This window comes from Natrarchaeobius chitinivorans, assembly GCF_003841505.1.
In the GTDB taxonomy this organism is placed as follows: Archaea; Halobacteriota; Halobacteria; order Halobacteriales; family Natrialbaceae; genus Natrarchaeobius; species Natrarchaeobius chitinivorans.
In genome coordinates this window covers 123515-136230 of record NZ_REGA01000002.1, presented here as the reverse complement: position 1 = coordinate 136230, position 12716 = coordinate 123515, and the positions used below count along the sequence as shown (strand labels likewise).

The following is a 12716-nucleotide window of genomic DNA, read 5'->3' as shown; positions in this document are numbered from 1 at the left end:
CCACGACCGACGCGCGCTCGAGTCCGACGGATTCAATCCTCCCACTCTCGATCGGGCGCGACCGAGTCGATAGTCCCGCGGAGGTAGCCGATCGTGTACCCGCGCCCGCGGTGTCGCCAGTCGGAGTCGCCTTCCATCTGCGGGACGTGATCGGGGATGACGACGCCGTCGTATCCGACGTCGTAGAGGGTTCGGACGACCTCGGGTGTGTCGAAGTTCCCCTCGTCGACGAACGTCTCGTGGAACTTCGGAACCGTGCCGACGACGTCTCGAAAGTGGACGAAGACGATCTCGTCGCGGGCTGCAAACGTACGGATCACCTCGGTGACGTCCTCGCCCATCTGCGAGAAACAGCCGAGACAGAGTTTCAGCCCGTGGCTATCGCTCGGGACGAGGTCCATCGCCTTCTCGAAGTTCTCGACGCTGCGACAGAGCCGCGGAATTCCGCACATCGACTCGAGTACGGGCGGATCGACGGGGTGTAACGCGAGGTCGACGCCAGCCGCTTCGGCGACCGGCAGTACCGTCTCGAGGAACCGCTCGAAGTTCTCCCAGAACTCCGCCTCGGTGTACTCGCGATCGAGACCGGGAGCGAGTTCGTCCGGGCTCTCGAGTTCGTCGTAGTTGAACCCGGTTCCGACGGCTCCGCCGCGGAGTTCGACCGGGTTCGTCCGCATCGGGACGACGCCGCGCGGGTTCCACTGGTAGCCGAGAATCGGGACGTCCGCCGCGCCGAGGTTCTCGACGAGCGTCGTGATCTGCTCGAGGGCCTCCCGGGCACCCTCGCGGCCGAACATGATGTCTCCGTACAGCGCGTGCGGGAGCGAGTGAATTCCCGCCAGTCGAAGGTCGGCGGCCTCTGCGTGGTCGCGAGCGGTCTCCAGTTGCTCGACCGTGGGAATGGCGTCTCGGCCCACCTCGAGGGTGACGTCCGCCTCGCGGTCGTTGAACTCGTCGGGCTCCTCGTCGACGTTGGCGTGGTCGATGAAGATGTCCGTCGCCCCGAGCTGGCGGATGTACCGCAATCGGGGTCTCGACAGCGACCGGGTTCGGACGCCGACCCGGATATCAGCGGCGTTCATGTGACCACCTCTCACAGCGAGAGTTTCGGACCGAGTCACTAAACGGTGCTGCAGGGATACTGCGGGTTCGGAGGTGAAATCCGGTGGGAGAATTATACGTCCCTGCGTTGGACGGTTGCGCATGGACCGATCGCCGAACCTCGCGAACTACGAGGGACTCAGCGACGTGTTCGAGTGGGACAGCATCTACGCGGACGCAGACTGGGACGCACCGGATACGATCAACGTCGCCCACGAGGTCTGCGATCGCCACGCGACGAACCGCGGGACGGTCGCCCTGTTTTTCGTCGGGCGCGACGGTCACCGCGAGCGGATCACGTTCTGGGAGCTGACACAGCGATCGAACCAGTTTGCGAACGTACTCGACGAACTCGGTCTGGCGGACGGCGACCGCGTGTTCGCCTGTATGCCGCGGGTGCCCGAACAGTACGTCGCGCTGCTCGGGACGCTCAAAGCCGGCTACGTCTTCGGTGGAATCGACGAACAGTACGACGCCGATCGAATCGCTTATCGACTGAACGACAGCGATGCACGCGTCGTGATCACGACTCCATCACACCGTCCCACCGTCGCGACGGCGCTCGAGGACGTCGAGTCGGTGGAAGACGTAATCGTCGTCAGCGACGACGGAACCGGCATTCGCCGCGAGGACGTCAGTTACTACGCGGCGATGGAAACCGCTCCCCTCGAGTACGAAACCGCGAAGACCGAGGGATCAGACCCCGCGCTCCTGTACTACACGAGCGGCGCGACCGGTCCGGCCAAGGGGGTCGTCCACGGTCACCGCTGGATCGTCGGAATCGCCGCCGCCCAGCTGTACGCGGGTGATCTCGATCAACACCAGACGGACCTGTACTGGGGGACGGGCGGCCTCGGGTGGCTGACCGCGCCGGTGAACACGCTCGGCGTCTGGTTCTGGGGCCACTCGCTTCTCGTCAACGAAGCCGGCTTCGATCCCGACGCGTGGATCGAACTCATAGAAGAGTTTCCCATCTCGGTCATGTTCAGCGTGCCGGCGATCTACCGTCGGCTCCGCGATCACGATCGCCGGCTCGCGGACGTCGACGTCGACATTTACCGGGCATTGAGCACGGGCGAGCCGCTCGAGGCGGAGCTCGTCGAGTGGGGCGAGAACGCCCTCGGCGTCCCGATCCACGACACGTACGGCCAGGCCGAGACCGGGAACATGATCATCAACACCTACCCTTCGATCGAGACGCGACCGGGGAGCATGGGGAAACCACTGCCTGGCGTCGAATGCGCCGTCGTCGACTCCGAAACCGGCGACCGTCTCGAGCCGAACGAGACGGGCGAGATCGCCGTCCGAAACACGTTTCCGTCGTTCTTTCTCGGCTACTGGAACGATCCCGACCGGACCGACGACTCGTTCGTCGACGACTGGTATCTGACGGGGGATCTGGCGCGCGTCGACGAGGACGGCTACTTCTGGTTTCAGGGCCGCGCCGACGACGTGATACTCAGCGGCGGCTCCCGGATCGGCCCGTTCTCGATCGAGCGGGAACTGGCCGATCACGGTTCGGTCAGGGAGGTCGCCGCGGTTCCGACGCCGCACCCGGATCGGAATCAGGCGGTGAAAGCGTTCGTCGTCGTCCGCGACTCGGCCGACCCGTCCGACGAACTCGCGGACGAGATCGTTTCCAACGCCACGCAAGCGCTCTCGAATCGAGAGGTTCCCGAGTCCATCGAGTTCCGCGACTCGTTGCCGAGAACCGAAACCGGCCAGATCCGACGCGACGAATTGCGGGAGGACGGGTGAGAGAAACCACTCTCGTTCGAGCATCGGGACGCCGACCGGCCGATCGGTCGACCGGCCAGTAGCAAGAACCCGATTCCGTCGACGGAAGTAGCCGATTTCCGAATTAGCCGATTTCCGCCACCGTCGCCGCGTCGGGTTCGAAAGTCTCGACGTCTTCGACTGCCTCGACGCCGACGCCGGCCTCGAGTTCGCGTCTGGCGAGCGCGTCGTCGGCACCCGCGTCGTTTCTCTCGAGTGCGTCGTCGGCACCGACGTTGTCTCTCTCGAGTGCGATGCTGGCCTGGAGTTCGACCGTCGTCGCGTTCAACCCGGGGGAAACCTGTCGGACGGACGGGTTCGACACCGCGTTTACGGCCTCGATTCGCTCGACTACGCACACGGCACCGTCGGCGAGGCTGCCGGTCGCGCCGAGGGGGACGCGAACGGCCAGCGTCGCGACGACGCGGACACCTGGTTCGTTCATGAGGTCCCCGCCGAGAGTCGAACTCGGCGTTCGGACTCGAATCGAGTCCGCGTGGTAGCCAGTAACCACGGGGATTGCGTGGTCGTCGCTGGCCGGACGGTACCGAACGTCGTGGGCTCGGACGCGTGGGGAACGGTGAAGAGCCCGAAAACGAAGCGGGAACCGCCCGGCCGAAGACGACTTATGCGGCGCGGACGGTTCCGGTTTCGACCGACGACGGTCCCGAACTCCAGCCGGGATGCCGTCCACGACCACCGTCTCCGCCGTCGACCTCGATGGACATAGCGGGGGAGAGACCCACCTCGAGGCGATAGCCGGCTGCGAGGTGAGCGGTCGGTGGAATCGTGATCATCGGTCGACGAACCTACGTCAACGGTTTTGCTCCATTGACATAATCGTTTCTCCGGTGTGCCCACCCGTGTCACGGGCCGGTACGCTCGAGCGAAACGGGGGTGTATGTGCGTTTTTGCGGTCCCACGCGTACGCTGTGTCTCGGTCGATTGCCACGACCGATCGCGGGCCAATATTCAAGGTACCCGGTTCGAACTCTTGTAGCATGAACGAAGCGACCGTACTCGAGGTGAGGTTGCGGTGAGCGACCAGCGCCAGATTCTCGTCGGCGAGGACGACGACGGGACGGACCTATACCTCCCAGTCGTCGAGTTGTTGACCGGACGCGGTTTCGTCACCGGCAAGTCGGGGTCGGGGAAGTCGAATACCGCCTCCGTCATCGCCGAGGAACTGCTCGAGTCCGGGTTCCCCTTGCTCATCGTCGACACCGACGGGGAGTACTACGGGCTGAAAGAGGAGTACGAGATGCTCCACGCGGGTGCAGACGAGGAGTGTGACATCCAGATCGGACCTGAACACGCCGAACAGATGGCGACGCTCGCACTCGAGGAGAACGTCCCGGTGATCCTCGACGTCTCCGGATATCTCGACGAGGAGGTCGCGAACGAACTCATCCGAGAGATCGCACGCCAGCTGTTCGTCAAGGAGAAGAAACTCAAGAAACCGTTCTTGCTCGTCGTCGAGGAAGTCCACGAGTACATCCCCGAGGGCGGCGGCGTCGGCGAGACGGGAAAACTCCTGATCAAGATCGGCAAGCGCGGCCGAAAGCACGGACTGGGCATCCTCGGCATCAGCCAGCGGCCCGCCGACGTCAAGAAAGACTTCATCACGCAGGCGAACTGGCTCGTCTGGCATCGGCTCACCTGGGAGAACGACACGAACGTCGTCGGCCGGATCATCGACACCGAGTACGCCGAACTCGTCTCCGACCTGAACGACGGGCAGGCGTTCGTCCAGACCGACTGGAACGAAGCCGACGTGCGGAAGGTCCAGTTCCGGCGCAAGCGGACGTTCGACGCGGGCGCGACGCCGGGACTCGATGACTTCGAACGACCCGAACTCAAATCCGTCTCGGACGCGCTCGTCGGCGACCTCCAGGAGATCTCCGAACGAAAGGAGCGCAAACAGGATCGCATTCACGAACTCGAGAACGAACTCGAGAAGAAGGAAAAACGGATCGAGACTCTGGAGGACGAACTCGAGTCCGCTCGCGACGTCTCGAACGCGGCGAAGCAGATGGCCGACGCGTTGAGCAATCCGTCGACGGTCCAGTCGAAACTCCCCGCCGGCGACGAGGAACTTCGGCGACTCCACGACGAACTCGTCGAACTGGAGAACGAGCGCGACGAACTCGAGTCGAAACTGGCCGACCGCGAGGCGGAACTCGACGACCGCGAGGAGCGTATCGAAACCCTCGAGTCCGAACTCGAGTCCCGGTCCGACCTGATCCGGCGGCTTCGGGCCGAAACGGATCGGCTGCGAACCCGCGTCGACGAACTCGAACGCCGTGGAGCCGACGAGCCGAACGACGGGACGGACGAACCGGCCGAGGACGGCGTCGACGATGGTGGGACGGGAGACACGAATTCGGACGGAGCGGTCGGTGAAACAGCCGGCACGGATCAGTCGGGAGAACGACCCGGTGACGCCGAGGAGGAGCCGATCGTTCACGGCGACGGGAAGGAGTTCGAATTCGGCTACGTGAGCGTCGACGATCCCGAAAGCCGCTCTCGAATCGTCGTCGCGAACGACCGCCGGGAGTTTTCGGAGTACTTCGAGACGGCTGGCATCGCCGAACAGGTCGAGCGGGCGAGCGAACGGTCGCGGTGCTCGACGGAGACTGCTGCCCACGTGCTGGCGATACTCGCTCGAGAGGGGGCCAGCGAAGTCGAACCGCTCGCGGCCCGTGTCGATCGGTCGACGGTCGCCGTCCAGAGCCTGCTCTCGGAGTTACGAAGTGAATCGATCCTCGACAGAACCGGCACGCGCCGGTACGGGTTGGCCGACGACGTGCGGTCGAAGCTGACGCTGCTCGCGGGAAACGACTGATGCGTTCGACGACGCGATCCATCCGGAACGGATCCCGGACGGATTACTGTCCGAGCTCGGTGGCGTGTTCGTCGATCGCCACAGGGTCGATCTGCTGGTGAACCGGGAGCGTGACGATCGACCGCGAGAGTCGCCTCGTGGTTTCGTAGCTCGGGTCATCGAGGACGGTCGGCGACAGCCGCGGCCAGGTGTGAACGCCGTCGATCCCGCACGCTTCGAGTTCCGCGAGGAACGACTCGGCATCGATCGCCCGAACTGGAAGCACCTGCGGGCAGATCCCGTCCGGAAGCGACTCGTAGAGGAGTTCGACGTCGTCGCGTCCCTCGAGGTGGTCTCGCCACGCCCGGTAGTTCTCCCGCCGGGCGGAGCGGATCTCCCCTGGATCGGCGTCCTCGAGGACGTACATCGAGAGTTTCGACATCGGCTGTTTACTACGTTCGTATCGCTCTCGCTGCCCGCCGACCGCCGGCGATTCACCGCGTCCGGCGACGAGGGCGTCGATCGACTGTCGAATCGCCCCATTCGTTCCGAACAGGTCGTCGACGATGGACGTGGCGACGAATCGACAGTCCCTCGACCCGATCCCGTCTCGAACCCCCGCGAGTGACGAGGGCTCGTACCGATCGATTACCGAATCGTCGGATCGGTACAGAACTGCTCCGTCGGGGATCGGGAGCATCTTCCAGAGGCTCGTAATGCCGAGGTGGCCCCGCGTTCCGAGCAGCGTCCCGCGGTCGACGCTGAACGGTGCGTGAGCGTTGTCGTCGACGTGATAACAGTCGTACTCCGAGACGAGTGAGACGAACTCCTCGAGTCCGGGCTGTGGGAAGCCGAAGTAGTTGACAGAAACGGCGGCGACGGTGTCGTCGTCGATCCGCCGTTCGAGGTCTGCGAGGTCGGGAGCGAGCGAGGGTTCGACGCGGTAGTATCGAACCTCGAGACCGAGTTCGACGAGCGGTTCGGCGACGGCATCGGGGAGATACGCCGGAAGAACGACGTTTTCTCCCGGTTCGACGAGTCCGGCGAGTCCGTCTCGAAGCGCGACTTTCCCCGAGCCGTAGTAGGTAAATTCGCGGGCGTACCGGTCGAGAAACGGTTCGACTCCGACAGGTCGTTGATCCGAGAGCGTGGAGACGAACAACGACGGAGTTCCGTTGATCATCGATCGGACCCCCTCCACAGTTTCGTAACCATCACCTGATGCATCCCACCAAACATTCGTCGAAAACGACCTTAGTGATGCGGAGAATACACTCCTCGAGATGGGTGAAACTGACCCTTACACCCCGATCGCTTCTCGTTACCGTCCGTACTGAAACGATTCGTAGGGCGGTCGTACCGCTTCCGTGTGAATTGCTGACAGAGACGATCAATGGTTGCGATCCAGTCACAGTGCCACCAGTGACGTACCGATCCTGCAGTTGCCGTACGGTCAGGTTGTTCTCGAGTTCCAGTAACTCCGATAGGCACCGGGGAATCGCCACCGTGCCGATCGGAATGCTCGTGAAGACTGGGCTTACAGGCCCAAAGTACTCGCATAACAAAGCACGGACGGACGAATCGGTCGCCCATGACGGAACAGACCGACGAGACCGACCTTCGCCTCCTCGTGGTCGGCATCGACGCCGGCTGCCTGCCGGTGTTGGAGCCGCTTTTCGAATCCGGCGAGGTCCCGACCCTCGAACGACTGTTCGACGGCGGCGTCACCGGGGCACTCGAGTCTCAGATTCCACCGTGGACGGCGAGTGCGTGGCCCACGATGGTTACCGGGAAAAACCCCGGCAAACACGGCGTTTACGACTTTCTCTCGTTCGACGGCTACGACTGGAACGTCGTGAACGCGACGCACGTTCGCGCTCGCCCGATCTGGAAACTCCTCAGCGAACACGGGTTCAGGAGCGTCGTCGTCAATCTGCCGGTTACGCACCCTCCACGCGAGTTCGACGGTGCGTTGATTCCTGGAATGACGGCTCCCGAGGACCCGGAGTGCCATCCGGAAGGGATACTCGATGACGTAAAGATCGCCTGCGGAGACTACCACGTCTATCCACAGAGCACGCCGGCTCCCGATCGATCGATCGAGGGATATGAACTGACGATCGAACGCCGTGGAGGGGCGTTTCGATACCTCTGTCGACGGATGAAGCCCGATTTCGGTTTTCTCCAGTTCCAACTGACCGACAGCGTCTTCCACGAACGTCCCGGCGACAGGGAGGCGATCGAAGCCGTCTACCGCGCGGTCGACCACGAAATCGCCGAAACGATCGAAGAGACGGATCCGGACAACGTTCTCGTCGTCAGCGATCACGGGATTGGACGGGTTTCCGGCACGGAGTTTCGGATCAACGAATACCTGCGCGAGAAGGGGTATCTGTCCGGACAGAGTGGCGGCGATGGAATGCCCGACTGGTCACGCGCGTGGGAGAACGACCTCCTCGAGGGGGAAGACGCCGGCGAACACGAGGAAAGCGCCCTCGAGCGAGTCATGAACGTGGCTGCGCGCGCCGGGATCACGACACAGCGGGTCGCGGGTGCGCTCGATCGAGTGGGTCTGAAAGAACCGATCGGGAGACGGATCCCCAACGACATGATTCGAGCGGCGTCCGAACAGGTGGACTTCTCGAACTCACGAGTCTACATGCGCTCGAAGAGTGAACTCGGAGTCCGGATCAACCTCGAGGGTCGCGAACCCGACGGCACCGTTTCGCCGTCGGAGTACGAGGACGTTCGCGAGGAGGTGATCGAAGCGCTATCGAGCGTTCGAACTCCCGCCGGCGAACCCGTATTCGAGTCGGTCGAACCCCGTGAATCGTTCTTCGAGGGGCCGTACGTGGAAGACGCTCCGGACGTCGTAACGGTGCCGGCGGCGTTCGACAACGCGGTCGTCGCCGACCTCGGGGTCGAGCAATTCGGCGAACCGATGGAGCCCTGGAACCACAAACGAACCGGAGTCATCGCCACGAACGGGCCGGCGTTCGATCAGCGAGCGTCGCTCGAGGAAGCGACGATTCTCGACGTCGCGCCGACGATCTGTTCGCTGTTCGACGTCCCGGTCGACTCCGCGTTCGACGGGGAAGCGCTTTCGGTCGTCGAGGGAAGCGCCGAGATGGAGTATCCGACGTACGAACCGACGTCGATTACGGCGACGGACGATCGCGCCGTCGAAGATCGACTCTCCGATCTGGGGTATCTATGAGCATCGACATCACGGTCTTCAACCCGCGGACCGAGGCCGAAGAGTGGAACCGGTACGTCGAGCGATCGGACGGAACGAACCCGTTCTTTCGAGCCGAAGCTCTTCGGTTGCAGGCCGACGATACGGGAACCAGACCACATCTACTGGCCGGGTTCAAAGGTCAGGAGGCCGTCGGACTCTTTCCCGTCTTCGAGTACGAGAAAGGCCCCATCACGGGTGCGTTCTCTCCCGCACCTCGGTCGTGGTCGTGTTATCTCGGGCCGGCGACGCTCAACCTCGACAAACTCAAACAGCGTAAAGCCGATCGTCGCGTTTCCCGATTTCTCGAGGGCTGTCTGGAGTGGATCGACGAGGAAATCTCACCGCACTACTGCAAGTTCGTCGCAGCCGAGTTCGACGACGTTCGTCCGTTCGTCTGGAACGAGTACGACGTCACACCCGGCTACACCTACGTCGTCGACCTCGAGGGAAGCGAGGACGATCTGATCAACCGCTTCAGCAGCGACGCCCGCAGTAACGTTCGAAACGCCGACGAAGAAACGTACGTCGTCGAGGAGGGCGACGGCGCGGACGTCGAACGGATCGTCGAACAGGTCGCAAATCGCTACGAGAATCAGGGACGGACGTTCCACCTGAGTGAGGAGTTCGCCCGCTCGGCGTATGAAACGTTACCCGACGGAGCGGTTCGACCGTACGTCTGTCGCGTCGATGGCGAGTTTCTGGGTGGGATCCTCGTGGTCGAATCCGAGACGACTCGCTACCGGTGGCAGGGAGGAGTCAAACCCGACGTCGAGGTCGATCTCCCGATTAACGATCTACTCGACTGGCACGTGATGCGTGACGGTCTCCGGGACGGTCTCGAGCGATACGACCTGGTCGGTGCGGGCGTACCGAGTATCAACCGGTACAAAGCGAAGTTCAATCCGCGCCTCGAGACGCACTACGAGATAACCGGCGGGACGTTCGGAATCGACTTCGTCATCGATCAGTACCGGAAGATACAGTGAGTTGGGACAGCAAACCGTCTCATACGGTTTACTGCAAGCCATTTCCGAAGCAACCGCGGGACGGCGTCCGGTCGTTCCGGTAACCAGTTACGGCAATCCGTATCAGTCCTCGATCCAGTACTTCGACTGACGAGCATCCTCGAGGTGGACTCGACTGTCGATCAGGTCGCCGTCCTCGAGTTTGCCGAGAGCGTATCTGACCGTGCGCGAGCACAGTCGCGATTCCGTGACGATCTCTTCCTGGGTCATCGATCCTTCGTACTCGAGAACCTTGTAGACGAGTTTCGCACTGGGTGAGAGGTCGCCGATCGAACCAGCGTGGGTACCGTCGTCGACTTCGCGATCGTGGTCGGTTGCGCTCATATGAAGGATTCGTCGAACAGTACGATCGATCCCTACATAGTCGGTGTCGACAGTTCATCGATATAGGGACATGCTACCGATCGTGTCTTTCATCCGGTCTGGTGTGAGAGTTCCCGGCACAACCGCAATCGGGTCGCAGTTGTCCGACAGATCGTTACGATATGACAGCCGGTGAACTATAGTGGCTACTGAACGTCGATACACACCCGATCGCACGACGGTCTGGGCGGTTTGGAGTGTCCGCAATTTAGAGCGTACGCGGTTCGGAGCGTACGCGGTTCGGAGCGAACGGAGTGAGCGAGAACCGCGGAACAGCGAACGGGGAACGAAGTGACCCGTGAGCGAACGGAGTGAGCGAGAACCGCGGAACAGCGAACGGGGAACGAAGTGACCCGTGAGCGAGTGGAACGAGCGAGAACCGCGAATAGTGCGATCAGTGTGGAAATCGTTTCAGCTGGTACTATATTCCCACATCGCTCGCACTCGAGGGGCGTGGTTTTCGAGCCGAGAAGACGCACCGACGCCGCTGGCGAATCGGTGGCTGGAATCTCAGTGGGCGGGCTGGGGGCCGTCGCTTTCGTGCGTTCGTCGCTCGAGGCTGCGACGAAGCGCTACCGAGCTTCTTTGGGTATGAAATCCGAAGTTTTCATCTCGCGGTACGTCGAGCAGTCGGGACAGGCGTGTACGACGTCGCGGTTGTCGCCGAACACGCGAGCGAATTGTCGGGTAACCTGGTTTCCACAGTTGACACATTGCGGGGCACTGGTCTGGTGTCCGGACGTCATCGGCGTCCACTTCGCATCGGTTGGTTCCGTCGACATCAACAGCCCGTAGCCACAGAACGGTATTTACTATAGACCGCATAACTCACTTCGTTTCGGTTAGTCTCGGATTTCACGGGCGATTATCAGGAATTCGTGAGGATTCAGATATCGTGTCATTCACGGCCTCACGTTCTCGAAATGGGATATTTCTGGCCGGAAACGAAACGTTTTGAGGGCGTGATTCAGTGTGGATTCGGAGTTGCGCTGTTGGTTGCAATCTCCACACTCGATTTTTCAACGAGCGGCGTCTGTAACCCAACTGATCGACCGTCAACGCGTGCCGGCGACCGATTTTTCAGATCGGTTTCACGAGCGGGCTCGGTAGCAACGGTATATTTATCCGGGGAATCGTCCTACACAAAGTCATGAAAGCTGTCGTCCTCACCGCGGGTGAGGGTACACGGATTCGACCGCTCTCCGCATCAGTACCGAAACCGATGCTGCCCGTCGCGGACCGCCCGCTGGCCGCTCACACCGTCGACGCGGCCGTCGACGCCGGCGCGGACGAAATCGTCCTCGTCGTCGGATACGAAAGCGAGACGGTCAGATCGTACTTCGGGTCGAGCTACCGGGGTGTCCCCGTCCGATACGCCCTCCAGACGGAACAGGCGGGAACCGCACACGCGGTCAACGTCGCTCGAGATTATCTCGATGGCCGATTCGCCGTTCTCAACGGTGACAACCTCTACGAACCGGCTGCAATCGAGCGACTCTTCGAGGCCTGTCCTGCCGTCTGTGCCGTCGAAGTCGATTCTCCACAGCACTACGGCGTTCTCACCACGACCGACGGAGCGGTCAGCGATATCGTCGAGAAACCGGACGACCCGCCGACGAACCTCGCCAATGCGGGTGCGTACGCGTTCCCGGCCGAGGCCCGAGAGTGGCTCGAGGTCCCGGCGAGCGAACGCGGTGAACACGAGATTACGGACGTCCTCGGCCGTGTTATCGACGAGTTCACCGTCACACCGATCACTACCGATCGGTGGATGGACGTCGGCCGCCCCTGGGAGCTCCTCGAGGCGAACGAGTGGAAACTCGAGACACTCGAGCCCCGGATCGACGGCGACGTAAGCGACGCTGCGTTCCTCGACGGAAACGTGGTAATCGAGGAAGGTGCAACGGTGAAACCGGGAGTGGTTATCGAGGGGCCAACGCTGGTTCGTTCGGGGGCCACCGTCGGCCCGAACGCCTACGTCCGCGGTGCGACGTTGATCGGCGAAGACGCCAAAGTCGGCCACGCAGTGGAGGTGAAAAACAGCGTCCTCTCGCCGAATGCAACCGTAGGTCACCTCTCGTACGTCGGTGACAGCGTCCTCGGACGGAACGTCAACTTCGGGGCCGGAACGACCGTTGCGAACCTCAGACACGACGACGGCGACGTTCAGTTTACCGTCAAAGGCGAACGCGTCTCTACCGGTCGACGAAAGTTCGGCGTGGTCGCGGGTGACGATGTCAAAACCGGAATCAACACGAGTCTCACGCCCGGCCTGAAACTCGATACCGGGGCGACGACCCGCTCCGGCGAGGTCGTCGAGCGGGATCGGTAAGTCCTTTTTGCTGGCGAGTTCGACCCATCCCGGACAACCGCTCCCGTAGCTATCAAG

General features: G+C 62.4%; 11 protein-coding genes. 5 read left to right on the top strand and 6 right to left on the bottom strand.

The features are described 5' to 3' along the window. Nucleotides 1-32 precede the first annotated feature (32 nt). Nucleotides 33-1082, bottom strand: a complete 1050-nt coding sequence (locus EA473_RS03060) for a mannonate dehydratase (RefSeq protein WP_124194204.1) — start codon at nucleotides 1080-1082, stop codon at nucleotides 33-35. 121 nt (nucleotides 1083-1203) lie between these two features. Between EA473_RS03060 and EA473_RS03055 the strand changes: the two genes are divergently transcribed. Beyond that, nucleotides 1204-2859, top strand: coding sequence for an acyl-CoA synthetase (locus tag EA473_RS03055; protein ID WP_124194203.1), 1656 nt, complete (start codon nucleotides 1204-1206; stop codon nucleotides 2857-2859). Nucleotides 2860-2962: 103 nt separating this feature from the next. Here the strand turns inward: EA473_RS03055 and EA473_RS03050 are convergent, their stop codons facing one another. Both EA473_RS03050 and EA473_RS22110 read right to left on the bottom strand, forming a co-directional pair. Then, nucleotides 2963-3322: a hypothetical protein gene (locus EA473_RS03050; protein WP_124194202.1), complete on the bottom strand. Its 360-nt coding sequence runs from the start codon at nucleotides 3320-3322 to the stop codon at nucleotides 2963-2965. A gap of 181 nt (nucleotides 3323-3503) precedes the next feature. Beyond that, nucleotides 3504-3674 (bottom strand): hypothetical protein, encoded by a 171-nt coding sequence (locus EA473_RS22110; RefSeq protein ID WP_165875187.1) that lies wholly within the window; start codon nucleotides 3672-3674, stop codon nucleotides 3504-3506. Nucleotides 3675-3913: 239 nt separating this feature from the next. Between EA473_RS22110 and EA473_RS03045 the strand changes: the two genes are divergently transcribed. Beyond that, entirely contained in the window at nucleotides 3914-5722 is a 1809-nt protein-coding gene (locus EA473_RS03045; RefSeq protein ID WP_124194201.1) for a helicase HerA domain-containing protein, read from the top strand. Between the two features lie 43 nt (nucleotides 5723-5765). Here the strand turns inward: EA473_RS03045 and EA473_RS03040 are convergent, their stop codons facing one another. Further along, a complete protein-coding gene (locus tag EA473_RS03040; protein WP_124194200.1) occupies nucleotides 5766-6884 on the bottom strand; it encodes a DegT/DnrJ/EryC1/StrS family aminotransferase in 1119 nt (372 codons plus the stop codon). Between the two features lie 408 nt (nucleotides 6885-7292). Between EA473_RS03040 and EA473_RS03035 the strand changes: the two genes are divergently transcribed. Beyond that, entirely contained in the window at nucleotides 7293-8918 is a 1626-nt protein-coding gene (locus tag EA473_RS03035) for an alkaline phosphatase family protein (RefSeq protein WP_124194199.1), read from the top strand. After that, nucleotides 8915-9925 carry a lipid II:glycine glycyltransferase FemX gene (locus tag EA473_RS03030; protein ID WP_124194198.1) on the top strand — a complete coding sequence of 337 codons (1011 nt, stop codon included), beginning with the start codon at nucleotides 8915-8917 and terminating at the stop codon, nucleotides 9923-9925. Before EA473_RS03035 ends, EA473_RS03030 begins: the two co-directional genes overlap by 4 nt. Nucleotides 9926-10027: 102 nt before the next feature. Here EA473_RS03030 and EA473_RS03025 read toward each other — a convergent pair whose 3' ends face one another. Further along, entirely contained in the window at nucleotides 10028-10288 is a 261-nt protein-coding gene (locus tag EA473_RS03025) for a helix-turn-helix domain-containing protein (RefSeq protein ID WP_124194197.1), read from the bottom strand. A gap of 611 nt (nucleotides 10289-10899) precedes the next feature. Next, complete coding sequence (locus EA473_RS22675) at nucleotides 10900-11109, bottom strand: DUF7563 family protein (protein ID WP_124194196.1); 210 nt, start codon at nucleotides 11107-11109, stop codon at nucleotides 10900-10902. A 368-nt stretch (nucleotides 11110-11477) separates the two neighbouring features. Between EA473_RS22675 and glmU the strand changes: the two genes are divergently transcribed. After that, nucleotides 11478-12659 (top strand): bifunctional sugar-1-phosphate nucleotidylyltransferase/acetyltransferase, encoded by a 1182-nt coding sequence (gene glmU, locus EA473_RS03015; RefSeq protein WP_124194195.1) that lies wholly within the window; start codon nucleotides 11478-11480, stop codon nucleotides 12657-12659. The last annotated feature ends 57 nt before the right edge of the window (nucleotides 12660-12716 follow it).

Bases quoted from the DNA above. Each gene is read 5' to 3' on its own strand.
- EA473_RS03060 (WP_124194204.1), bottom strand. From the start codon at position 1,082: ATGAACGCCGCTGATATCCGGGTCGGCGTCCGAACCCGGTCGCTGTCG.
- EA473_RS03055 (WP_124194203.1), top strand. From the start codon at position 1,204: ATGGACCGATCGCCGAACCTCGCGAACTACGAGGGACTCAGCGACGTG.
- EA473_RS03050 (WP_124194202.1), bottom strand. From the start codon at position 3,322: ATGAACGAACCAGGTGTCCGCGTCGTCGCGACGCTGGCCGTTCGCGTC.
- EA473_RS22110 (WP_165875187.1), bottom strand. From the start codon at position 3,674: ATGATCACGATTCCACCGACCGCTCACCTCGCAGCCGGCTATCGCCTC.
- EA473_RS03040 (WP_124194200.1), bottom strand. From the start codon at position 6,884: ATGATCAACGGAACTCCGTCGTTGTTCGTCTCCACGCTCTCGGATCAA.
- EA473_RS03035 (WP_124194199.1), top strand. From the start codon at position 7,293: ATGACGGAACAGACCGACGAGACCGACCTTCGCCTCCTCGTGGTCGGC.
- EA473_RS03030 (WP_124194198.1), top strand. From the start codon at position 8,915: ATGAGCATCGACATCACGGTCTTCAACCCGCGGACCGAGGCCGAAGAG.
- EA473_RS03025 (WP_124194197.1), bottom strand. From the start codon at position 10,288: ATGAGCGCAACCGACCACGATCGCGAAGTCGACGACGGTACCCACGCT.
- EA473_RS22675 (WP_124194196.1), bottom strand. From the start codon at position 11,109: ATGTCGACGGAACCAACCGATGCGAAGTGGACGCCGATGACGTCCGGA.
- glmU (WP_124194195.1), top strand. From the start codon at position 11,478: ATGAAAGCTGTCGTCCTCACCGCGGGTGAGGGTACACGGATTCGACCG.